Genomic DNA, 24,085 nt, shown 5'->3' with positions numbered 1-24,085 from the left:
TGTCGTGACCCGGGCGAACCGGGCGTCCGGCGCCCGCGCCCGGCAGCGCGGGAAGTCGCTGCCGCAACTGCTGTCCGTGGCGGTGGAATCCAACCCCGGTGGGCTCGCGCTGTCGTGGGACGACGGCGTGTCCGCGCCGGTGCGCTGGACCTACGCCGAGCTCGACGAACGGTCCAACCGGCTGGCCCGGCTGCTGATCGCCTACGGCGTCGGCCCCGAGGATGTGGTGGCCGTCGGCATTCCGCGTTCGCCGGAATCGGTGCTGGCGATGTGGGCGGTGACCAAGACGGGCGCGGCGTTCCTGCCCGTCGACCCGAACTATCCACCTGCTCGGGTGAGTCACATGCTGGGCGATTCCGGTGCGGTGCTCGGGGTCGCGGTCGGCACGGCGATGGACCGTCTGCCCGGTGCGCTGAGGTGGTTGTGCCTCGATGACGAGGCCGTCCGGCGCGCCACCGACGACCAGCCCGGTGATCCGGTGACCTTCGCCGACCGGGTCCGTCCGCTGCGGCTACAGCACCCCGCCTACATCGTGTACACCTCCGGTTCCACGGGGCTGCCCAAGGGCGTGGTGGTGACGCACGCCGGGCTGGCCGGGTACTGCGCCGAACAGCGCGCGCACTACGCGATCGAGCCGACCTCGCGCACGCTGCACTTCGCCTCGCCCTCGTTCGACGCGGCCGTGCTCGAACTGTTGATGGCGGTGGGCGCCGGAGCCGCCATGGTGCTCGCGCCCGCGGGCATACTCGGCGGCGCCGAGCTGGCCGACGTGCTGCGTCGCGAAGCCGTCACGCACATGTTCATCACCACCGCCGCGCTGGCATCGCTGGATCCGGCCGGGCTCGACGCGCTGGCCGTGGTCACCACCGGTGGCGAGGCGTGCCCGCCGGACCTGATCCGGCGCTGGGCCACGGATACCCGCCGGTTCCACGACTGTTACGGGCCGACCGAGACCACCATCGTGACCAATATCAGCGCGCCGCTGGTGGTCGGCGACACGATGAACATCGGGGCGCCGCTGCGTGGGGTGACCGAGTACGTGCTCGACGAGCGCCTGGTCCGGGTGCCCGACGGGATGATCGGCGAGCTGTACATCGCCGGTCACGGGCTGGCGCGTGGCTATCACCGTCAGCCGGGTCTCACGGCGTCGCGCTTCGTCGCCGATCCCTTCGCCGGGGCCGAGGGGCGGATGTACCGCACCGGCGACCTGGTGCGCCGCCGGGTGGACGGTGCGATCGAGTTCGTGGGACGCAACGACTTCCAGGTGAAGGTGCGTGGGTTCCGGATCGAACTGGGTGAGATCGACACCGTGCTCACCGGGCACGACACCGTCGACTTCGCGGTGACCGTGGGTCATGAACTCGACAACGGCACCACGATTCTCGCCGCGTACGTCCACGCCGCGCCCGGCGCGCGCATCGAGACCGACCAGCTGTTCGAGCACGCCAAGGCCGGGCTGCCCGCGCACATGGTCCCGACCGCGCTGACCGTGCTCGACGCCATTCCCCTGACTCCGGTCGGCAAGCTCGATCGGGCCGCCCTGCCCGCGCCCACCCTGCGTGCCGAGGAGTTCCGGGCGCCCTCGGGTGCGATGGAAGAGCTGGTGGCGCATGTCTTCACCGAGTTGCTGGCACCGGAGAACCCGGTGGGCGCCGATGACGACTTCTTCGCCCTCGGCGGCAATTCGCTGCTCGCCACGCGGGCGGCCGCGCGCCTCGGAGCGGAGCTGTCGGCTCGGGTGCCCGCCGGTCATGTCTTCGAAAGTCCCACTGTCGCCGGTCTCGCCGCACTGCTCGAACCGCTGAAGGGCGCGGGCGGCCACGCGCCGCTGGCACCTCGCGAACGCCCCGAGCTGATTCCGCTCTCGCCCGCCCAACAGCGGATGTGGTTCCTCAACCAGTTCGATCCGGGTTCGACCGCGGAGACGATCCCGTTCGCGCTGCGCCTGTCCGGACCGTTCGACGCGCGCGCCCTGCACGCGGCGCTGTCGGACCTGGTCGCCCGGCACGAATCCCTGCGCACTCTGTACCCGGTCCACACCGCCGAGGGGTACGAGCGAGGTGCCGACGGTGCGGTGGTGGACGGCGTCGGCCACCAGGTGGTGTTGCCGATGGCGCAAGCCGTCCCCGATGTGCTGGTCGACTCGCTCACCGAGGACGAATTGCCGCTGTGGCTGGGCGAATTCGCCGCCACCGGGTTCGATGTCGCCGCCGGTGTGCCGTTCCGGGTGGCGCTGGCCGAGCTCGGGCCGCACGATCACGTGCTCGCCGTGGCCTTGCACCACATCACCGCCGACGGCGCCTCGGTCGCACCGCTGCTGCGTGACCTGCTCGGCGCCTACCTCGCCCGCCGCAACCGATCGCGACCCCGATGGCAGCCGCTGCCGGTGCAGTACGTCGACTACACGCTGTGGCATCGCGAGCTCCTCGGCGCCGAAGACGACCCGGATTCGGTGGCCGCCGCCCAGATCGCGCACTGGCGCACGGCGCTCGCGGGACTGCCCGACCGACTCGACCTGCCGACCGATCGCCCACGCCCGCCCGTCTTCACCGGTCGCGGCGCCGAATTCGGGTTCCAGATTCCGGCGGCGGTGCACACGGCACTCGCCGCGCTCGCCCAGCGCAGCGGTACCTCCGAATTCATGGTCGTCCACGCGGCTTTCGCGGTGCTGCTGGGCCGGGTCGCGCACACCGACGACATCGCCATCGGTACCCCGGTGGCCGGTCGCGGCGCCAGGGAACTCGACGACCTGATCGGCATGTTCGTCAACACGCTCGTCCTGCGCACGCATCTCGACCCGCGCGCCAGCTTCGCCGAGCTGCTGCGCGCGACCAAGCGGGCCGACCTCGCCGCTTTCGCCCACGCCGACCTGCCGTTCGAGCGCCTGGTAGAACTGCTCGATCCGGTTCGCTCGCAGGCCCATCACCCGCTGTTCCAGGTTGCCCTGTTCTTCCAGAATCTGGACCTGCCGAACCTGCGCCTGCCCGGTCTCGACGCCACTCCTGTCGAATTCGGCGGTGCGGTAGCGCGTTTCGACCTACAGCTCACGATCGTGCCGGGTGCGGACCCGGCCGAGCCGATGGCCGCGTCGTTCAACTACGCCACCGATCTGTTCGATGCGGCCACCATCGAGATCCTGGCGGCCCGGTTCACCCGCCTGCTCGACGCGGTCGCCACCGACGCCGATCTCGCGATCGCCGAGATCGACCTGATCACCGAGGTCGAGCGCGAGCAGAGCCTGGTGAGCTGGAACGAAACCCGCCACCCCGTGCCGCCGGAGCCGATGCTCGACGCGTATCGCCGTGCGGTGCAGACGCATCCGGATGCCACCGCGCTGGTCTACGAGGACACCGAGCTGACCTACCGGCAGTTCGACGAGCGCGTGAATGCCCTCGCCCGGCTGCTGATCGACCAGGGCGTCGGTCCCGAAAGCCTTGTCGGCCTTGCTGTCCGGCGATCGCCCGACCTGGTGATCGGGATGTACGCGGTGCTCACCGCGGGTGGCGCCTACGTGCCGCTGGATCCCGACCATCCGGCCGATCGCATCGCCTACATCCTCGACACCGCCCGCCCGGCCTGCGTGCTGAGCACCAGTGCCGACGTCATCGAAGTTCCGCCCGGGACCTCGCTGCTGTTGCTCGACGAGCTCGATGTCGCCGGCGTACCGGGTGATCCCGTCCTCGCACCGGAGTTGCGCGCACCGCTGCACCCCGACCACCCGGCCTACGTCATCTTCACCTCGGGGTCCACGGGCAAGCCCAAGGGCGTCGCGATCTCGCACGCCGCCATCCACAACCAGCTCGTCTGGATGCTGGCGAAATACCCACTCGCGCTGGGCGATGTGTACCTGCAGAAAACCGCGACCACCTTCGACGTGTCGCTGTGGGGCTACTTCATGCCGCTGCGGGTCGGCGCGAAACTGGTGCTGGCCACCCCGGACGGCCACCGCGATCCTGCCTATCTGATCGACTTGATCGGCAAGCACAAGGTCACCGTCACCGACTTCGTCCCGTCGATGCTCACGATGTTCGCCACCCAGGCGGCAGCTGTCGGCACGGACTCCGCGTCCGAAGGCAATGCCGACCTGGAGTCGCTGCGCGAGATCTTCGTCATCGGTGAGGCGCTGCCCGCCGAGACCGTCGACGCCATGGCCGCGGTCAGTTCGGCCAGGTTGCACAATCTGTACGGGCCGACCGAAGCCGCTGTTTCGGTGACGTACTGGCCGGCCCGCCCTGGTGAGCGCTCGGTGCCGATCGGTTTGCCGCAGTGGAACTCCCGCGTGTACGTCCTCGACGATCGGCTGCGACCGGTGCCACCCGGTATCGCGGGCGAGCTCTATCTCGCGGGCGATCAGCTCGCGCGCGGTTATGTCGCGCGACCCGGTCTCACCGCCGATCGATTCGTCGCCGACCCCTTCGCCCCGGCCTCCGGCCTCGCCGCGGCGGGCGCTCGCATGTACCGCACCGGTGACCTGGTGGTGTGGCGTCGGCCCACCGCGAATGCCCCGCACCGGCTGGACTACCTGGGGCGCATCGACTTCCAGGTGAAGTTCCGCGGACAGCGGATCGAGCTCGGCGAGATCGAGACCGCGCTGCTGGCGCACGAATCCGTCAGCCAGGCAGTGGCATTGGTCGCGGCGACCGAGCTCGGTGACCAGTTGGTCGCCTACGTGGTGCCCGCGCCCGGCCACGCCGCCGAGCCCGACCGGCTCCAAGCCGCTGTCTCGAAGACCTTGCCGGTCTACATGGTTCCGGCGTCGATCACCGTGCTCGGCGAGCTGCCGCTCAATCCCAGCGGCAAGCTCGACCGCAAGGCGCTGCCCGCGCCGAGCTTTACCGCCCGGGCGTTCCGCGCGCCGAGCACCACCCAGGAGCGGCTCGTCGCCGATCTGTTCGGGGAAGTGCTCGGCCGCACCGACATCGGCGCCGACGACGACTTCTTCGCACTCGGTGGCAACTCGCTGATCGCCACCCGCCTGGTCGCCCGCCTCGGCGCCGCCACCGGTGGCCGCATCGCCGTGCGCACCCTCTTCGAAACCCCGACCGTCGCCGGGCTCGCGGCGGTGCTCGACCCCGGCGCGGCGGCGCAGCCGACCAGTGGCCTCGGCACCCTGCCCCGCCCCGACGAGCTGCCGCTGTCGCCCGCCCAGCGCCGGATGTGGTTCCTCAACCGCTTCGACCAGGGCGCCGACGACGGAGCCGCCGCTTACAACCTGCCCTTCGCGCTACGGCTGACCGGCGCCCTCGACGTCGCGGCGCTCACCACCGCGCTGCGCGACGTACTGGCCCGCCACGAGGTCCTGCGCACGGTCTACCCCGACACCGCCGACGGCCCGATTCAGCAGGTTCTCCCCATCGACCAGGTCCACCTCGACTTCACTGTGCACCGGATCAGCGCCGGCCAGCCGACGGCCGGTGAGGCCGGATCCCAGGATGCCGCGACCTCGCTGATCGCCGCGGTGACCGCGCTCGCGTCGACCGCGTTCGACGTGACCGTCGAGGTTCCGTTGCGGGTCCGGCTGTTCGATGTCACGGACAGCGGACCCGACGCGCCCACGGAGTACGTGCTCGCCGTGGTGGTGCACCACATCGCCGCCGACGCCTCCTCGATGGCGCCGCTGGTGCGCGATGTGACCACCGCCTACCTCGCACGGACCGCCGGACATGCCCCGGAGTGGGCCGCGCTGCCGGTGCAGTACGCCGACTACGCGCTGTGGCAACTGGATCGGCTCGGTGCCGAGGACGAGACGGATTCGGCGGCTGCCCGACAGCTCTCGTTCTGGCGCTCCGAACTCGCCGACCTGCCGGATCTGCTCGAACTGCCCGCCGACTACCCGCGTCCCGCCGTCGCCTCCCTCGCGGGTGGACGGGTGCCGGTGCGCATCGACGCCGAGACGCACGCCGCGCTCGCGGCGCTCGCGCGCGACCGCGGCGCCACGGTGTTCATGGTGTTGCACACCGCTTTCGCCGTCCTGCTGGCCCGGCTGTCCGGTGCCGCGGACGTGGCGGTGGGCACTCCCGTCGCCGGACGCGGAGAGCGCGAACTCGACGATCTGATCGGCATGTTCGTCAACACGGTCGTTCTGCGCACCCGCTACGACGGTGGCGCCACGTTCGCCGAGCTGCTCGCCGCCCAGCGCACGAGCGACCTGGCCGCCTTCGCCGCGGCCGATGTTCCGTTCGAGCGACTGGTCGAGGTGCTCGATCCGCCGCGCTCCACGGCACGTCACCCGCTGTTCCAAGTCGGTCTGTCCTTCCAGAACATCGACCGCGCCGCACTGGAACTGCCCGGCCTGCGGATCGCGCCGGTATCGGCGGAACTCGCTGTGTCGCAATTCGATCTGCATCTGATCGTCGGCGACGGTTACGACGCCGACGGGGCGCCCACCGGCATCGAGGGCTTCTTCACCTACGCCACCGATCTCTTCGACGCCGCGACGGTGGCGGCCTTCGCCGACCGGCTGACGTTGCTGCTCGACGCGGTGATTCGCGAGCCCGCCGTGGTGGTCGGTGATGTCGACCTGCGGTCCGCCGAGGAGCGCGCGACCGAAATCGTCAGTGGTGCCGCTGATCTCGCTGTGCCCGGTGGCACGCTCGCCGACCTGCCGTCGGTCGCCAGGCCCGAAGCTGTCGCACTCGTGGCCGACCTGCCCGAGGGTCGCCTCGAGCTCACCTACGCCGAGTTCGAATCACGGGTCAACAGGCTCGCGCGGCATCTGATCTCGATCGGCGTCGGTCCCGAGTCGCTGGTCGCGCTCGCCCTGCCACGGTCGATCGATCTCGTCGTCGCCATGTACGCGGTGACCAGGTCGGGCGGCGCCTACGTGCCGATCGACCCCGATCAGCCCGCCGATCGCACCGACTACATCCTGCACACCGCCGCCCCGATCTGCGTGCTCACCAACGGTTTCCGTACCGACGCCGCGCCGGTGGTGCGCGTCGACCACCCGGTGATCGCCTCCGCTGATCCCAGCCCGATCACCGACGCCGACCGCCGCGCGCCGCTGCGCCCGGACAACACCGCCTACGTCATCTTCACCTCCGGCTCCACCGGTCGCCCCAAAGGCGTGGCGGTGCCGCACGCTGCGGTGATCAACCAGTTGCAGTGGCTACGCGGTGAATTCGGCACGGACGCCGCCGATGTGTTCCTGCTGAAGACCCCCGCCACGTTCGACCTGTCCGTCTGGGAATTCTGGTCCGCCGCCGTCTGCGGTGGCCGCCTGGTGATCGCCGCCCCCGACGGGCACCGCGACCCCGCCTACCTGGACGCCCTGATCACCGACGCGGGCGTCACCACCCTGACAGCGGTGCCGTCGCTGCTCGACGCGCTGTCCGGGTACTGGGAGTCGTCCGCGCACGACGAGAGCGGCGTCCCGAGCCGGGTCGTGCCGTTGACCCGCATCCTCGCGATCGGCGAATCCCTGCCCGCCGCGCTGGCCCAGCGTCTGCTGAAGACGTTGCCCGGCACCAGGATCGACAACCTGTACGGACCCACCGAGGCCGCTGTGTCGATCACCGATCACCGTGTCGGCACCGCCGACGTGCTGACCGTGCCGATCGGCGCGCCCGCATGGAACAGTCGCGTCTACGTTCTCGACGAGCGGTTGCGGCCCGTGGCCCCCGGCATCAGAGGCGAGCTGTATCTCGGCGGCGTCCAGTTGGCTCGCGGTTACCTGCGCAAAGCGGCCCAGACCGCTGATCGTTTCGTCGCCGATCCCTTCGAGCCCGGCGCTCGCATGTACCGCACCGGTGACCTGGTCGCGCGCACACCGCTGACCGAGGTACCGGACAGCCTGCTCCCAGCCGGTCGCGCCACAGCGGGCGGCGAGCTGATCTACCTGGGCCGCAGCGACTTCCAGGTGAAGATCCGCGGGTTCCGGGTGGAGCCCGGTGAGGTGGAAGCCGTGCTGCTCGGGCTGCCCGCGGTGACCCAGGCCGCGGTGCTCGCCCGGACCGACGCCCATTTCGGTGATCGACTGGTCGCCTATGTGGTCGGCGCGGATCTCGATGTCGCACAGCTGAAGTCCGCGCTGGGGGACAAGCTGCCGACCTATCTGGTGCCCGACGCGTTCGTTGTCCTCGGGGAACTGCCCTACACCGTCAACGGCAAGCTGGATCGAAAGGCGTTGCCCGCGCCGGTCTTCGAGGCCGCCACCTTCCGCGCCCCGGCGACCCCTACCGAACAGGTGGTCGCGGAGGTGTACGGCGAGATCCTCGGTGTCGCCTCCGTCGGCGCCGACGACGACTTCTTCGCCCTCGGCGGCAACTCGCTGCTCGCCACCAGGGCGGCGGCCCGGATCGGGACAGCGCTCGATCGCGCGGTCGGCGTCCGATTGCTGTTCGAAGCGCCGACGGTGGTCGATCTCGCTCTGCGCGTGCACCGATCGGACGAGGCCACCGCACCACGGCTGCTCGCCGGACCGCGCCCGCAGCGGGTGCCGTTGTCACTGGCACAGCAGCGGATGTGGCTGCTCAACCGGCTCGACCCCGACGCGACCGTCTACAACATCCCGGCCGCGATCCGCCTCACCGGCGCCCTCGACCTGACAGCCCTCGGGCTCGGTGTCGCCGACCTGTTCGCCCGGCACGAGGTGCTGCGCACCCGCTACCCGGCGCGCGGGGATGCGGCGATCCAGGATGTGCTCGCGCCCGACGCGGTGCGCGTCGACCTGACCCCGGTCGAGGTCGCCCCCGACCACCTCACCGACGAGGTGCGCCGGATCGTCGCCACCGGGTTCGACGTCACCGTCGAGCCGCCGGTCCGCGTGCGGCTGCTGCGCCTGGGCGCCGACGATCACGTCCTGGTGTTCGTCGCCCACCACATCAGCGCCGACGGATTCTCCATGGGGCCGCTCACCCGCGACCTCGTCCTCGCCTACACCGCGCGCACGGCCGGCTCGCCGCCCGCGTGGTCGCCGCTGCCGCTGCAATACGCCGATTACGCGGTGTGGCAACGCGACTCACTCGGCGACGAAGCCGACCCCGCCTCCACGGCCGCCGCCCAGCTGGCCTACTGGCACGACGAGCTCGCCGGCCTGCCCGAGGAGATCGCCCTCCCCGCCGACCGTCCGCGCCCTGCGGTGCAGTCCTTCGCGGGCGCCACCAGCACCTTCGAGATCGACGCCGCACTGCACGCCGAGCTCGCCGGCCTGGCCCGCGCGCAGGGCGTTACGGTGTTCATGGTCGTCCAGGCCGCGCTCGCGGTGCTGCTCGCCCGGCTCAGCGGCACCGACGACGTCGCCATCGGGACTCCGATCGCCGGCCGTGGCGCCCGTGAGCTCGACGATCTGGTCGGCATGTTCGTCAACACCCTGGTGCTGCGCAGCCGGATCGCCGAGAGCGATCCGTTCACCGCGCTGCTCACCCAGACTCGCGACACCGATCTGCGCGCCTTCGCCCACGCCGACGTCCCGTTCGAGCGGGTGGTCGATGCGCTCCAACCCGCGCGATCGGCGGGCCGACACCCGCTGTTCCAGGTGGCGCTGTCGTTCGAGAACCTCGCCCCGGTCGCCTTCGAACTGCCGGGAATCACGGTGGGCGCGCTCGACGCCCGCACTGCCGAGGCCAAGTTCGACCTGTTGCTCACCATGCGTGAGCAGCAGGACAACGGCGGCATGCACGCCGAATTCGGCTACGCGACAGACCTGTTCGATGCCGAGACGGTGCGGAGTTTCGGTGCGCGCTTCGTCCGGCTGCTCGCCGCCGTAGCCGCCGACCCCGATCTCGCCGTGGGCGATATCGACCTGCTCGACCCCGCCGAATTCCTCGCGAACATCACCTTCGCGGGCCCGGCGGCCGAGCCGGAGCGCACCCTCGCCCAGCTGATGGACGAGGCGGTGCGCGCCGATCCGACCGGCATCGCCCTGCGCGGTGACGGGCGCGGCTTCACCTACACCGAGCTCGATGCCGCCGCCAACCAGCTGGCCCGTGGCCTGATTGCCCGTGGTGCAGGCCCGGAAGTCGCTGTCGCCGTGGCGATTCGGCGCTCGGTCGAATCGGTGCTCGCGGTCTGGGCGATCGCGCGCACCGGCGCGGTGATCGTGCCGATCGACCCCGGCTATCCGGCCGAGCGGATCAGCCACATGGTCACCGACTCGGGCGCCGTCTTCGGTATCACCCTCGCCGCCGAACTCGCCGGATTGCCCACGCTGTCCGGCGCCGGCGGCTGGGTGGCGCTCGACGATCGGGCGTTCACCGCCGAGATCGCCGGCTGTGCCACCGTGGGCCTGCGCGAGATCGAACTGCTCACCCCGCCGAGCACCGCCAATGCCGCGTACATGATCTACACCTCCGGTTCGACCGGACTGCCCAAGGGCGTCGTTGTCACCCATGCCGGGCTTGCCAACTTCTGCGCCGAGCAGAAACAGCGCTACCGCCTCGACTCCGCGACGCGCGCACTGGCTTTCGCCTCCCCGTCGTTCGACGCGTCGGTGCTGGAACTGCTGCTCGCCATCGGTGGCGCGGGCACCCTGGTGGTCGCTCCGGCCGGATCCGTCGGCGGCACCGAGCTCGCCGAGCTGATCCGTACGGAGGGCGTCACCCACACCTTCCTGACCCCCTCGGTGCTGGCCACCCTCGACCCCGACGGCGTTCCCGGTCTGCGCGTCCTGATCGTCGGTGGCGAACACGTACCCGCCGACCTCGCCGCGCGCTGGAACACGCTGCCCCAGCGGCACTTCCACAACGGGTACGGTCCCACCGAGACCACCGTCATGACCGCCATCAGCGACCCGCTGCGGCCGGGCGATGCCGTGCACATGGGCGGCCCGATCCGCGGCATCCGTGCCCTGATCCTCGACGAACGCCTTCGTCCGGTCCCCGGCGGTGTCACCGGCGAGCTCTACCTCGGCGGCATCCAACTCGCCCGCGGCTACCACCAGCGCCCCGCTCTCACCGCAGCGCGCTTCATCGCCGACCCGTTCGGTCCCGAGGGCGCCCGCCTCTACCGCACCGGCGACCTCGTTCGCCGACGTGGCGATGTCCTGGAGTTCCAGGGCCGCAACGACTTCCAGGTCAAGATCCGTGGGCTGCGCATCGAGCTCGGTGAGATCGACGCCGTGCTGGCCGCCGCACCCGGAGTCTCCTGGGTCGCCACGCTCGGCCGCGACAACGGCGCCGGCTCGACGATGCTGGTGTCCTACGTCCTGGCCGACGAGGGCCGAGCGCTCGATACCGCCGAACTCACCGCGCTCGCCGCGCAGGTGCTGCCCGACTACATGGTGCCCGCCGCGATCATCGTCCTCGACGAGATTCCGCTGACCCCCGTGGGCAAGCTGGATCGGCGCGCGCTGCCGGACCCGCTCGCCGCTCGCGGCGAATACCGCCCGCCCCGTACCGCCGCCGAGAAGACCATCGCCCGGGTCGTCGCCGATGTCCTCGGCCACGACCGGGTCGGTCTCGACGACGACTTCTTCGCTCTCGGCGGCGACAGCATCACCGCCATCCAGGTCGTGTCGCGGGCCTCGGCCGCCGGAGTGGTCCTGCGACCGCGCGACCTGTTCGACGCGCGCACCGTCGCCGCGCTCGCCGGACGCGCCGAAGTCGCCGTCGCACCGAGTGCGCCGTCGGCCACGCTCCCGCTCACCGCCACCGCCGCCCAGCTCGCCGAAGCGGGCGAGGCCGCGGTCGAACCCCGCGCGGTACTGCTCGAAGTACCGGCAGACTGCCCGGACGAGGCCGTCGCGGCCGCCGCAGCCGCGGTGATGAACCAGCATCCGATGCTGTGGGCGTTGCTCGACCGCACCGGCGACACGCCGGTGCTGCGCATCCCGCCGCCCGACGAACGCATCGGCGACGCCTTCCGCAGGCTCGACAACGAAGACGGTGAGTCCTCGCTGCCCGTCGACGACATCGTGGCCGCGGCCTCGGCGGCGCTAGACCCGGACGAGGGCCGCAACATCCACTTCGTCCTCACCGGCGACGCCGGTAGCTCGGCCACCCTGGTCGTCGTCGCCAATGCCCTCGTCCTGGACGAGAATTCGTGGCGCGCGGTGGTCGACCAGCTGACCACGGCCTGGAGCCGCGGCCGCCACGCCGCACCCGCCGCACCCGATGCCGGACTCGGCGACCTGGTACGCCACCTCGCTGCGTACCCGTCCACCGCCGCCGCACGGGCCGAACGCGCCTACTGGCATCGCGCGATCCGATCCAGGGCAGGCGAATCCGGCGATCTGCACCTGCGCAACCGGGTCTCGCTGAGCATCACCGGCGAGGGCACCACCGCGGTGCGCACCGTCGCCGATGCCTACCGCGCCACTGTCGACGAGGTACTGCTCACCGCCGCCGCGCTGGCCCTGCACACGGCCGCCGACACCGCCGCGGCACGGGCGATCGGCACGGTGGTGCGGCTGCGCGCCGACCAGCGCCTGCTCGGCCGACCCGATGCGGAGAACGTCGTCGGCGGGTTCACCACCGACTACCCGCTCGCGCTGCGCCTGGACGGCATCGACGTCGCCGACGCGCTCGTCGGCGGTCCCGCCGCGGGAACGGCCCTGGCCCAGATCAAGGAACTGCGCCGCGCGGTTCCCGCCCACGGCGCCGGCTTCGGTCTGCTCCGCTACCTCGACACCGAGACCGCCGACAGCGTCCGCACATTGGATCGCGGCCGATTCGCCGTCCGTCTGCGCGACCTGCGCCCCGCGCGCGTGCACACCGATGTGGCCGCCGACGACCTCGCCCTGGTGCTCACAGTCGACGCGACCGATGACGGCTTGGTCGCCCGATTCGACTACGCCACCGCCGTACTCACCGCGGACGCGGTCAAGACCTTCGCCGAACACTGGATCCGCGCGCTCGGCGGACTCGCCGAACACGGATTGCAGCCCGGCGCGGGCGGATTCACGCCGTCGGACTTCCCGCTGGTGCGACTCGGCCAAACCGAGCTGACGCGTCTGGTCCGCCGCTACCCGCTGCTCAGCGACGTGTGGCCGGTGACGCCGCTGCAATCGGGCATGCTGTTCCACGCGCTGCTCGCGGAGAACTCGGTCGACCCCTACATCACCCAGTTCGTGCTCGACCTCGATCTGTCCGTGGACGACGAGAAACTGCACGAGGCGGCACAGGCCGTGCTCGACCGGCACGACAACCTGCGCGTCGCGTTCGCCACCGACGCCGCGGGCACCCCCCTGCAAGTGGTGCTCGACGACATCGACGTGCCGTGGCGGGTCATCGACACAGTGCTCGATGGCGCCCCTCCCGAGGGCCCTGCGTGGTCACGCTCCGCTGCCGCCTCCGGGCCCGCCGGTCGGGGCGCGGACGACGCCGCCTACCAGCGCATTCGCGCCGCCGATCTGGCCGCGCACTTCGACATGGCCGCCGCGCCGCTGCTGCGGTTCACGCTGGTGCGCACCGCCGAGACCGCGCACCTGCTCGTCACCAGCCACCACATCCTGATCGACGGCTGGTCGACCCCGCTGCTGCTACAGGAACTGCTCACCGCGTACGTGGTCGGCGGTCGGAGCAGGCGCCTGCCCAAGGTCGCGCCCTACCGCGATTACCTGGCCTGGCTCGTCGGCCAGGATCTCGAAGCCGCCAGGACCGCATGGCGCACCGCGCTCACCGGCCTGGCCGAACCCACTCCGCTCGCGCCCGTCGATCAGGGCCGCGAGATCGCCACGGGCACCGGCGAAACCGGGTTCGTGCTCGCCCCGGCGGACACCGCCGCGCTGAGCGAACTCGCCGCGAGCCTCGGCGTCACGGTGAACACCGTGGTCCAGGCGGCCTGGGGCCTGCTCATCGCACGGCTGGTGGATCGCGACGACGTGGTGTTCGGCGCCACCGTCTCGGGCAGGCCGGCCGAGCTCGACGGCGTGGAACGAATGGTCGGGCTGTTCCTCAACGCGATTCCCGTTCGCGTGCGGTTGCGTCCCGGCGATACCGTCGCCGAGCTGCTGCGCACGCTGCAGGACGATCAAGCCGCGCTGCTCGATCACCACTATCTGGGGCTCGGTGAGATCCAGGAGATCGCGGGCATCGACGCGCTGTTCGACTCGCTCGTCGTCTTCGAGTCGTTCCCGGTCGACCGCGAAGGACTGGCACAGGCCGCGTCCGGATCGGCCGCCGTCACCGGGATGGACGCGGCCAACGGCACCCACTACCCGCTCACCGTGCAGGTGGTCGCCGACGGGCAGCTCCGGGTCTCGGTGAAGTACCTGCGCGATGTGTTCGGCGAGGACACCGCCACCGCGCTGGCGCAACGCTTTTCGATGCTGCTGGCGAGGTTCGTCGCGAGTCCGCAGGCCAGGATCGCCGAGATCGATGTGCTGCTCGCGGAGGAACGCGCGACCCTGGCGGCGGTCAACGCCACCGACGCGCCCGAACTGCTCGACGAGGCGACGCTGCTGTCGCTGTTCGACGCGCAGGTCCGGCGCACGCCCCAGGCCACCGCACTGGTCGACGGTGAAACCACCTACACCTACGCGGAATTCGACGAACGCGTGCGCGAGCTCGCCGGTTCCCTCCGTACACGGGGCGCCCGGCCGGAGACGCTCGTCGCGGTCGCGATGCGGCGCGGCATCGACCTGGTGACCGCGATCTACGCGGTGCTGCGGACCGGTGCGGCGTACGTACCGGTCGACCCGGACCACCCCGCCGAACGGACCGACCGGGTGCTGGCTTCGGCCGCGCCGATCTGTGTGCTCGCCACCGCCGGTTTCACCACCGACTCCGGCATTCCCGTCCTCGAGCTAGCCGCCGTCAGTGGCGAAGCGGCGGAGCTGGAGCTGCCGAAGGCCGACAATCTCGCCTACGTCATCCACACCTCCGGGTCCACCGGCACGCCCAAGGGCGTCATGCTGACGCACCGGCAGCTGGTCAACCAGTTCCGCTGGGCGCAGCGCACCTACCCGCACGGCCCCGGCGACGTGGTCCTGCACAAGACCCCGGTCACCTTCGACATCTCCACCTGGGAGTTGCTGTGGCCGTTGCAGACCGGCGCCACGGTGGTGATCGCCGCCCCCGACGGTCACCGTGACCCGGCCTACCTGGCCGAGGTGATCACCGAACGCGCCGTCACCACCGTGCATTTCGTGCCGTCGATGCTGGACGCCTTCCTCGCCGACCGTGACACGGGCGAATTCCCCTCGCTGCGGCGGGTGTTCGCGGCGGGCGAGGCGCTGACGTCCTCGACCGCGCGCCGGTTCGGCCAGGTGCTGCCCGCGGCGGCGCTGGTCAACTGGTACGGCCCCGCCGAAGCCACCGTGGTGACCGCGGCGCAGGTAGAAGCCGGTCCCGCCGTGGGTATCTCGATCGGCATACCGGTCGCCAACACGCGCGTCCACGTGCTCGACCGGCAACTGCGACCCGTCCCGCCCGGTACCGCGGGGGAGCTGTACCTGGAAGGGGTGCAGCTGGCCCGCGGCTACCTCGGCGCGCCCACCCTCACGGCCGAACGCTTCGTCGCCCATCCCGGCGGCGGCAGGCTCTACCGCACCGGCGACGTCGTGCGCTGGACTACCGACGAGAGCCTGGAGTACCTGGGCCGCAGTGACTTCCAGGTGAAGCTGCGCGGTCAGCGCATCGAGCTCGGTGAGGTCGAGGCGGTCCTGCGCGATCATCACAGTGTCCGGCATGCTGCCGTCGCGCTCGTCCACGGCCCGACGGGAGACCGGCTGGTCGGCTACGTGGTGCCGGTCGAACCGCCGGTCGAGGAAGCCCCCGCGTCGGCCCGACCGGAGGGCTATTCGATCGAAAGCGGCGCCACTACCACTGGTTTCGATCAAGTCGCCTTGCTCACCCACGCCAGGGCAGCGCTCCCGTCGTACATGGTTCCGGCGACCGTGGTGATCCTGAGCTCGCTGCCGCTCAACGCCAGCGGCAAGCTCGACCGCAAGGCCCTGCCCGTCCCCGCCTTCACCACCCGCGCCTACCGCCCGCCGACCACGCCGTTGCAGCGTGCCGTCGCCGAGGTCTACGCGGAGGTGCTCGGCGCGGGCAAGGTCGGCCTCGACGACGACTTCTTCGAACTCGGCGGCAACTCCCTGATCGCCACCAAGGCGATCAGCCGCCTGCGTACCAGGGTCGGCGCCGAGGTGCGGGTGCAATGGTTCTTCACCGACGCCACTGTCGCCGCGCTGGCCGAGCGGATCGACGCCACCCAGTCCGCCGGCGGCGATCGCGACCTCACCTCCGACCTCGAATCCGACGACGCCCTCGGCGTCCTGCTGGCCATCCGCAACCGGGTGCCGCACGGCACGGAAGCCGGCGGAGCGCTGTTCTGCATCCACCCGATGTACGGGCTGTCCTGGTGCTACGCCGGGCTGGCACAGTACATTCCGGCGCGGCGGCCGATCTTCGGGCTCCAGTCGCCCGCGCTGAGCGAGGCGGGCTACCTGCCGGGCACGCTCGCCGAGATGGCGCGCCGCTACGCCGCCGAGATCAGGACCCAGCAGCCGCACGGCCCGTACCGGCTGATGGGCTGGTCGCTGGGCGGTGTGCTCGCCCACGCCGTAGCCACCGAACTCCAGGCGGCTGGGGAGCAGGTGTCGTTGCTGGCGATGCTGGATTCGCATCCCGATATCGATGTCCCCGATTTCCACACGGCGGTCCGCGACGCGCTCGCCGAACTCGGCGTCGATATCAGCGCGGCGCTGCCCGCCGCGGGGGTACGCGAGCTCAGCGAGGACGCACTGGCCGCGCTGCACGCGATCATCCCGGCCAACATGGCCGTACTCACCCCCGAACGGGTGCGCCGGATCTATCGCAGCGCGGTGCGCTCGGCGGAGCTGATCGCCGAACACCGGCCCGCGGTGTTCCGCGGCAGGCTGGAATACTTCAGCGCGCTCGGACATGAGGCGGCGGCGGCCAATTGGGCCCCGTATGTCGACGGCGCGGTGCGTGATCGGCCGGTCGCGGTGGTGCATGATCAGATGACCTCGCCGCAGGCGCTGGCGGAGATCGGTCCGCGATTGGCGGAGCTGCTCGACGCCGGTGACCGCGCGGCGGGGGCACGGTGACACCAACGCTGGTGCGCGGCGACATGAACGCTGGGGCGCAATGACATCAGCGGTGCCGGTGAGGCATGATGTGACCGCGCTGTTGTAACGATTACCCCTGTTGTAACCACCGGATAACCCGTAGGGTCTGGCTGGTTGCAACTTCGTGCCCTGTCGGAGCACGGACCGAATCGGAATTCGAGACGAAGCGAAGGTGCGAAATTGATGCGTCGGCACACCCGGCGTCGTGGCTCCCGGGCCGCGGCGATGATCGCGGCAACGGCAGTGGCGGCGGGACTGATGTCCGGCATCGGTACGAGCCCGGCGTCAGCTGACCCGATCATCGATTCCAAGAGCCTGCTCGCCAACCCGGTCTCCGAGGACGGCTCCAAGATCGTCAAGGCCGAAGTGAAGGACTCGCGCAGTCTGCGACTGCACGTGTACTCCGCGGCCATGGACCAGAACATCATCGTCGACGTGCAGCGCCCCGCCGACGCCTCGGTCCCGCGCCCCACCCTGTACCTGCTCAACGGTGCGGGCGGCGGCGAGGATTCGGCGTCGTGGGTGGCCAAGACCGACGCGCTCGAATTCCTCGGCGACAAGAACGTCAACGTCATCCAGCCGATCGGTGGCGCCTGGAGCTACTACACCGACTGGATCCACGACGACCCGGTCCTCGGCCGCAACAAGTGGAAGACCTTCTTCACCGAGGAACTGCCCCCGCTGGTCGACGGCGCGCTCGGTACCAACGGTGTGAACGCCATCGCGGGTCTGTCCACCTCCGGCACCACCGTGCTCGCGCTGCCGATCGCCAAGCCCGGCCTGTACAAGGCGGCCGCGGCGTACAGCGGTTGCGCGCAGACCTCCGACCCGGTCGGTTCGGAGTTCGTGAAGGTCACGGTCGAGACCTGGGGTGGCGGCGACACCATGAACATGTGGGGTCCGCAGGGCTCGCAGGATTGGGTCGCGAACGACCCGTACGTGAATGCCGAAGGTTTGCGCGGCCTCGATCTCTACATCTCCACCGGCAACGGCCTGCCCGGCCCGTACGACACCCTCGACGGTCCGTACGCGCTGCCCGGCGCCTACGGCCTGGCCAACCAGATCGTCATCGGTGGCGTCATCGAGGCGGGTACCAACTACTGCACGCACAACCTGGCCAACCGGCTCAACGAGCTGGGTATCCCGGCGACCTTCAACTTCCGCCCCAGCGGCACCCACTCGTGGGGCTACTGGAAGGACGAGCTGAAGCTGTCGTGGCCGACCCTGGCCCGCGGGCTCGGCCTGTAAGCGCTGGTTTATCCCGAACCGCCCCGATAGCGAGCACGTCGCTGCCGGGGCGGTCCCATTTCCTCGACCTGCCCTCGACGTTTGCGAATTGTGGTTAACTTAGGTTGACTTGGACCAACCCGGTTCGCGCAACGGAAAGTGAGTGCATGGTCGCCGATCGCAGTGAGGCCGAACAGGCCCGCGAGCCGACGGCCGCACCTGCCCGTGTCGTGCGCCGCAGGCCGAAGGACCGCAAGATGCAGATCATGCGGGCCGCCGCCCGTGCGTTCAGCGCGCGCGGCTACTACCCGGTCGGCGTGGACGAGATCGCCGCCGAGGTCGGCATCTCCGGACCCGCGCTGTACCGCCACTTCGCCAACAAGTACGCGCTGCTCGTCGCCGCCGCCGAGGAGGGCGCTCGGGGTTTGCGCGATGTCGCCGCGGCGGCCGACGACCCGTCGCTGAGCCCGGAAGCCAGGCTCGACGCGGTGCTCACCGCCGTCGCCGAACGCAATATCGACATCCGGCGCGAGGCCGGGCTCTACCGCTGGGAACGCCGCTACCTCGAGCCCGACGACCGGGTGCGCATTCGCGCGTTCTATCGCGAACTCGAGGCGAACGTCGCCGCGCGGATCGCCGACGTCCGGCCGGAGGCGAGCGCCGACGACCGCATCCTGCTCGCCGTCGGCGCGCTGAGTTCGCTGGCCAGCATCGCCGCCCACCGCACCACCCTCTCGCACGGCCGCATGCTCGCGGTGCAGCGCGAGATGGCCTGGGCGATCGTGCGCGCCGAGCTGCCGCCGACCCCCGCCGCGGCCGAGCCCGACAAGCAGCCCCGTGGCCTTCCGGTCACTTCGAAACGTGAACAGCTGCTCACCGAGGCGATCCGGATCTTCGGCCGCAACGGGTATCACGAATCCGGCATCGAGGAGATCGGCGCCGCCGTCGGCATCAACGCCTCCAGCGTGTACCGCCACTTCGACAGCAAGGCCGACCTGCTCGCGGCCGCCTTTCATCGCACCGCCGACCGGCTCGCGGTCGCGATCGGCGAGGCGCTGGCCGAGAGCGAGAACCGGGCCGACGCCGCCCGCCGCATCGCCGACCAGCACGCGCGCCTCACCTTCGCGACGCCCGAGATCGCGCCCGTCTACTACGCGGAGTTCAGCAACCTCCCGCAGGCCGAACAGCACCGCCTGCGCGCCATCCAGCGGCAGAACATCCTGGAATGGGCCAACCTGCTCGACGGCGACCCGATCGAAGCCCGCTTCCGGGTGCACGCCGCGGTCGGCCAGATCATCGATGTCGGCCGGCTGTTGCGCTTCGACTCGCGCCCCGAACAGCTCGCCCGCCTCGCCGCGCTGACCGGCGCGGTGCTGCTCGGCAGCGGCTCGGCGGACGGGAACTAGCCGCTCAGCCGCGGCCGTGGCGTAAACGGAACAGGGCCTTCGCCGTCTGCAAGTGCCCTGGTCGGCGGTCGAAGGTCGACAGCCGGATCGGGGCCCGGTAGCGCCTGCGCGCGATCGACATCGTGCGGCTGTATTCGTACAGCCCGTGCTGACCGTGGCTGTGTCCCTGGCCGTATTCGCCGACACCGCCGAACGGCAGGGCCGGGATGCCGGTGAACGCGGTCGACGAATTCACCGTCACCACACCCACTTTCAGCTGTTCGGCGATGAGCTCCGCACTGGGGATGTCGAGGGTGAAGATGGTGACGGCGATGCCGTTGCCCGCCGCGTTCACCCGGGTGACCGCATCGGCCAGGTCGGCGACCCGGTTCACCACGAGCACCGGGCCGAGCCCTTCGCCGGTGATCGCGATGCTCTCCTCCGGCACCTCGGCCAGCACGATCGGCTCCACGTACGGGTCGCGGAACGAATCGAGCCCGCCGAGCACCGCGTGCCCGCCGTGGGCGAGCGCATCACGGACCTGTCTGCGCACCACGTCGACCTGGGTGGCATTGATCATCGGCCCGTAGGAGGCGCGGTTGTCGGCACCGGGACGCAGTTTCGCCGCCCGCTCGGCCACCCTGGCCAGGAAGTCGTCGAACACCGAATCGGCGACATAACAGCGCTGGATGCCCGAGGAGTTCTGTCCGGCATTGGCCATCGCCCCGAACACCGCCGCCTCCGCGGCCGCGTCGAGCACCGCGTCGACGTGCACGATCATGCTGCCCTTGCCGCTGTTCTCCACCACCACCGGCGTCAGCGTCTGGGCGCACAGCGCGATCACCTCGCGTCCGCGCGCTTCGGGCCCGGCGTAGGCGATCTTGTCCACCTCGGCCTTGCACAGGGCGGTAGCGGTCCGCGAATTTCCGGTAACCGCTTGCAGCACGGGTTGTTCGGGCGATACCGCGGCCCAGCTGTCGGCCAGCCAGGTGCCGACACCGGTACTGAGTTCGTGCGGATTGAACACCACGGTGTTGCCCGCGGCCATGGCATAGGCGATCGAACCCATCGGCGTGAAGACCGGGTTGTTCCACGCGCCGAGTACGCCGATCACGCCCAGCGGGAGGTAGCCGACGGAGGCGTGCTGATTGCGGGTGAACCAGCCGGTGGACAGGCGCTTTCGGCCCAGCGTGCGCTCGGCGTTGCGGGCGGCCCAGTCCAGATTCTCCACCGCCAGCATCACTTCGAGAGTGGCGTCGGCCTCCGGTTTGCCGGTCTCGCTGCGCAGCAGCTCCACCAACTCGCCTGCGTTCCTGGCGATCTCGCGACGCCAGTCGAGGAGCAGGTGCTTACGCTCGCTGAACGCGAGTTCCCCCCACCAGTTCTGGGTGGCGCGCGCGGTGCGCACAGCGCGGGTGACCTCGGCCGTGCCCTGCACGGGATACTGCGCGAGCTGTTCACCGGTGCGCGGATCGAAAGCCGTGAGCACATCGGATCGACCGGCGGGCGCGGCGGCGGTAGGAGCCGACTCGACCATGGTCACCTCCCCAAGATCGAACACGCCCGCGCGCGGGCCGGTGAGACGAGTGTTTCCCCGCTGTCAGCGTATGGGCGCGCGGCCCGGCCGACAAGGTTCGCGCACTGCCCTTGCACTGCCCAGGTGAGCAACACCACAGCGCGTCGCAGGCAGCGCCCGGCAAACCGGGCGCATCAACGCAGACCGGGCCCGGAAAACCGCCGGACCGGTAACATCGCGCCGAACGGTATGGATCACTTACCGGGAAGAATTTATTCCGCGTGCGCTCGTCTCTTCCAGGGCCGTGCGCACCGGCCGATGGTGGAGAGTTGATGCCGAGTTCGATCTCAGTGGATTCGCCCGCAGGTGGCGTCGCGTCGAGCGACAGTGAACCCGCGGTGCTGGTGTCCGACGTGCGCAAGTCGTTCGGCGATGTGCACGCTTTGCAGGGCATCAGTTTCCAGGCCGACAAGGCCAGTGTGCTGGGTATTCTCGGCCCCAACGGCGCGGGCAAGACCACCATGGTCAAGGTCCTGTCGACCCTGCTCCGTCCCGACTCCGGCACCGCCGTCGTCGCGGGGCACGACGTGCTCACCGATGCCGCGGGCGTGCGCCGCTCGATCATGATGACCGGCCAGTACGCCGCGCTCGACGAGAATCTGACCGGCCGGGAGAACCTCGAGCTGTTCGGTCGCCTGATGGGCCTGACCAAGTCGGCCGCTCGCAAGCGCGCCGAAGTGCTGCTCGAGGAATTCGACTTGGTGAGCGCGGGTAAGCGGGCCGTGCGCAACTACTCCGGCGGCATGCGCCGTCGCGTCGACATCGCCTGCGGGCTGGTGGTGCGGCCCGAGGTGGTGTTCCTCGACGAGCCGACCACCGGCCTCGACCCGCGCAGCCGCCAGGGCGTGTGGGATCTGGTGACCGCGCTCAAGAACCAGGGCATCACGGTGCTGCTGACCACGCAGTACCTCGAAGAGGCCGACGTGCTCAGCGACAACATCATCGTCATCGACAAGGGCACCGTCATCGCCGAGGGCACCGCCGACGAGCTCAAAGCCAAGACCGGCGGCAGCTTCTGCGAGATCGTGCCGCTCGACCCGAGCCGCGTCCCGCAGACCGTCAAGGCCCTCGGCGACCTGGTCCCGGCCGCCGTCGCCGCCGAGACCGACGGTGCCGACAAGGTGTCCATCCCGGCCCCCGACGGCGCCGCCACCCTCGCCGAGGCCCTGCGCAGGCTCGACGCCGCGGGCATCGACCTGGCCGACATCGCGCTGCGCAGGCCCTCGCTCGACGACGTGTTCCTGTCGATCACCGGCCATTCGGGCGGCCACTAGTGAGCGTGTCCACCCCCGCGGCGAACAGCTTGTTCGCCGAGCTTCCCGCTGTGCGCCCGAGCAGTTTCGCGCAGTGGCGCGCGCTGACCGGGCGCATCGTGCACACCATGGCCACCAAGGGCGAGCTGATCGTCGCGGTGCTCACTCCGCTCGTGGTGACCGTGGCCTTCTATCTGCCGTTGCGGTACGTGATGAAGGTCCAGGGCATCGACTACGCGCAGTACGTGATGCCGATCGTCGTGCTGCAGACGATGGCCATGACGATGATGTCGAACGCGCAGCTCGCGGCGTTCGAAGCGCTCACCGGGTTGAGCACTCGGTTACAGACCATGCCGATCGGTTCGCTGGTGCCGCTGATGTCGCGCATCTGCGCGGGTCTGGTGCGGTCGGTCGTCTCCCTGATCGCGACGGTCGGGTACGGCTACGTGATCGGGTTCCGGTTCACCGGCGGCTGGTTGCAGGCGCTCGCGTTCTGCGGATTCGCGCTGACCGTCGGCGTGGTGCTCACGCTCGGCGCCGACGCGCTCGGCAGCCTCACCAAGAACCCGGAGGCGCTCAGTCAGGCCCTCACGCTGCCGATTCTGATCTTCGGCATGATGTCGACCGGGTTCGTGCCCGAGGCCAGCTTCCCGTCGTGGGTGCGGCCGTTCGCGCGCAACCAGCCGATCTCGCAGTTCGCCCAGACCCTCAGCGACATGGCCGCGGGTCATCTGAGCTGGGCGGGCACGTGGGTGTCGCTGGTATGGCTCGGCGGACTGGCAGTTTTCTTCCTCCCACTGGCTGTGTGGGCGAGTGTGAGGCGATCATGACAACAATCGAGAAGACCTCGGTCGAGGAGGCCGCGGCCGACCTTCCGGTGGTGCACACCAAGCCGGAAGGTTCGGTGTCGGTGTGGTTCACCCACAGCCTGATCCAGACCAAGCGTCTGCTGATGGTGTGGTTGCGCGACCCGTCGACGACCATCCAGACCATCGCCTACCCGGCGGTGACCCTGCTGATGTTCCGGATCGTGCTCGGCGACTCGATCACCGCGGCCACCGGTGCCCCCAGCATCTACGGCCAGGCCGCGCTGCTCACCCTGGTCGCGGCCATGACCGGCGCGGTGGTGAGTGCCCTCGGGTTCAAGCGCGAGAAGGCTTCGGGGCTGCTCAGCCGGTTCTACACGATGCCGCTCAACAAGGCCTCGCTGCTGACCGGCCGACTGCTGGCCGAGATGCTGCGCATCCTGCTCACCACGCTGATCGTGCTGCTCGTCGCGGTGCCGCTCGGGTTCCTGTTCATGGAGGACCCGTTCGCCAATATCGCGCTGGTCCTGGTTCCGGTGCTGTTCGGCATCGGGTTCGCGGTGATGGTGACCGCGCTGGCCACGATCACCGAGGGCGTGATGCTGATCAGCCTCATCGGCATCCTCAACACGCTGCTGATGTTCTTCAACACCGGCTTCGTTCCCGTCTTCGCCTACCCGACCTGGTTGCAGGATGTGGTCGCCAATCAGCCGATGAGCTGTGCCATCGATGCGATGAAGGGTCTGTCCTACGGTGGGCCGGTCGCTGAACCGCTGCTGAAGACCGTCGCCTGGACGGTCGGCATGGTCGCGGTCTTCGCCTACCCGGCGATCGTCGGCTACAAGAAGGCCGCCGAGTCGTCCTGA

7 protein-coding genes are annotated in these 24,085 nt (G+C 70.2%); 6 read left to right on the top strand and 1 reads right to left on the bottom strand.

The window, feature by feature from the left end; all coding sequences use genetic code 11:
- The first annotated feature begins 4 nt into the window (after window positions 1-4).
- The 3 genes from ACFQ9R_RS25535 (at window position 5) to ACFQ9R_RS25525 (ending at window position 19,605) form a co-directional block, all read left to right on the top strand.
- Window positions 5-16,951: an amino acid adenylation domain-containing protein gene (locus ACFQ9R_RS25535; protein WP_378993711.1), complete on the top strand. Its 16,947-nt coding sequence runs from the start codon at window positions 5-7 to the stop codon at window positions 16,949-16,951.
- Window positions 16,952-17,197: 246 nt separating this feature from the next.
- Window positions 17,198-18,220, top strand: a complete 1,023-nt coding sequence (locus ACFQ9R_RS25530) for an alpha/beta hydrolase (RefSeq protein WP_378993725.1) — start codon at window positions 17,198-17,200, stop codon at window positions 18,218-18,220.
- Window positions 18,221-18,366: 146 nt separating this feature from the next.
- Window positions 18,367-19,605, top strand: a complete 1,239-nt coding sequence (locus ACFQ9R_RS25525) for a TetR/AcrR family transcriptional regulator (RefSeq protein ID WP_378993709.1) — start codon at window positions 18,367-18,369, stop codon at window positions 19,603-19,605.
- Window positions 19,606-19,609: 4 nt separating this feature from the next.
- Here the strand turns inward: ACFQ9R_RS25525 and ACFQ9R_RS25520 are convergent, their stop codons facing one another.
- The gene (locus tag ACFQ9R_RS25520) at window positions 19,610-21,121 is read right to left on the bottom strand and encodes an aldehyde dehydrogenase family protein (protein WP_378993723.1); all 1,512 of its coding nucleotides are present in this window, start codon (window positions 21,119-21,121) and stop codon (window positions 19,610-19,612) included.
- 311 nt (window positions 21,122-21,432) lie between these two features.
- On the opposite strand from ACFQ9R_RS25520, the gene ACFQ9R_RS25515 reads away from it, so the two are divergent.
- The 3 genes from ACFQ9R_RS25515 to ACFQ9R_RS25505 are packed head-to-tail and all read left to right on the top strand — an operon-like array spanning window position 21,433 to window position 24,085.
- Window positions 21,433-22,434, top strand: a complete 1,002-nt coding sequence (locus ACFQ9R_RS25515; protein ID WP_378993707.1) for an ATP-binding cassette domain-containing protein — start codon at window positions 21,433-21,435, stop codon at window positions 22,432-22,434.
- A gap of 5 nt (window positions 22,435-22,439) precedes the next feature.
- Complete coding sequence (locus ACFQ9R_RS25510; RefSeq protein ID WP_378993705.1) at window positions 22,440-23,243, top strand: ABC transporter permease; 804 nt, start codon at window positions 22,440-22,442, stop codon at window positions 23,241-23,243.
- Window positions 23,240-24,085 (top strand): ABC transporter permease, encoded by an 846-nt coding sequence (locus ACFQ9R_RS25505; protein WP_378993703.1) that lies wholly within the window; start codon window positions 23,240-23,242, stop codon window positions 24,083-24,085. The genes ACFQ9R_RS25510 and ACFQ9R_RS25505 overlap by 4 nt, the downstream gene beginning before the upstream one ends.

This window comes from Nocardia sp. NPDC056541, from assembly GCF_042794235.1.
GTDB lineage: Bacteria > Actinomycetota > Actinomycetes > Mycobacteriales > Mycobacteriaceae > Nocardia.
This window is presented reverse-complemented; position numbering and strand designations above follow the sequence as displayed.